Source organism: Shigella sp. FC1661, from assembly GCF_001712525.1.
Classification (GTDB): Bacteria; Pseudomonadota; Gammaproteobacteria; order Enterobacterales; family Enterobacteriaceae; genus Escherichia; species Escherichia coli.
Map to the genome: position 1 here is coordinate 1 of NZ_MDGW01000382.1, position 936 is coordinate 936.

1 protein-coding gene and 2 pseudogenes are annotated in these 936 nt (G+C 51.8%); 2 read left to right on the plus strand and 1 reads right to left on the minus strand.

Annotation, left to right across the window (positions count from 1 at the left end; genetic code table 11):
- Both BFF42_RS18570 and BFF42_RS18575 read left to right on the plus strand, forming a co-directional pair.
- Nucleotides 1–442 (plus strand): annotated as a pseudogene (locus BFF42_RS18570) (IS3 family transposase); the annotation flags it as partial.
- A gap of 195 nt (nucleotides 443–637) precedes the next feature.
- Nucleotides 638–793, plus strand: a pseudogene (locus BFF42_RS18575) (IS256 family transposase); the annotation flags it as partial.
- Nucleotides 794–822: 29 nt separating this feature from the next.
- Here BFF42_RS18575 and BFF42_RS27900 read toward each other — a convergent pair.
- On the minus strand, nucleotides 823–936 hold a 114-nt coding region (locus tag BFF42_RS27900; RefSeq protein WP_235870049.1), incomplete at its 5' end, for a hypothetical protein.

Consider the following 936-nt stretch of genomic DNA (forward strand, 5'->3'; position numbering starts at 1 on the left):
AGGCAGTTCGCCGTGACCGAGCCAAATCAGGTGTGGTGCGGTGATGTGACCTGTATCTGGACGGGTAAGCGCTGGGCGTACCTCGCCGTTGTTCTCGACCTGTTCGCAAGAAAACCAGTGGGCTGGGCCATGTCGTTCTCGCCGGACAGCAGGCTCACCATGAAAGCGCTGGAAATGGCATGGGAAACCCGTGGTAAGCCCGGCGGGGTGATGTTCCACAGCGATCAGGGCAGTCATTATACGAGCAGGCAGTTCCGGCAGTTATTGTGGCGATACCAGATCAGACAGAGTATGAGCCGGCGCGGAAACTGCTGGGATAACAGCCCAATGGAACGCTTCTTCAGGAGTCTGAAGAACGAATGGATGCCGGTGGTGGGTTACCCCAAACGAATCGGAAAATCGATACTGGAAAAACTCTAACTCGGTGGCCAGTTTTTGTTGACCACTTCAAACAGAGAGCAGAACGGGATCTATACTTTTGCGGGTCAACATAAGAGGATGAGTCCTTAATAAAACAGGTCCTCAGAGAATACATATTCTGCGGAGCGTGCGGCAACAACAGGACGAACAGGGGCGGTTTTCAATTTGCAGCCGTCAGGCTGCCGTGGTTCACTCCAACAACGGAGACAGGTAAATTATGGACGAAAAGAAGCTTAAAGCCCTTGCGGCTGAACTGGCTAAAGGCCTCAAAACCGAGGCCGACCTCAATCAGTTTTCCCGTATGCAGACGAAATTAACTGTCGAAACGGTGCTTAATGCGGAACTAACTGACCATCTCGGGCATGAAAAAAGCTACATCCGGTAGTAAACATTATCAGTGGGTTATGCGATATGATTTGAGCCGTTTTCAGACAATCGCAGGGCCAGTACCTCGTCAGTCAACTGACGGTAAATCTGCTGTTCAGTCTCACGCATCACCTGTGCACCGGCTTCCCT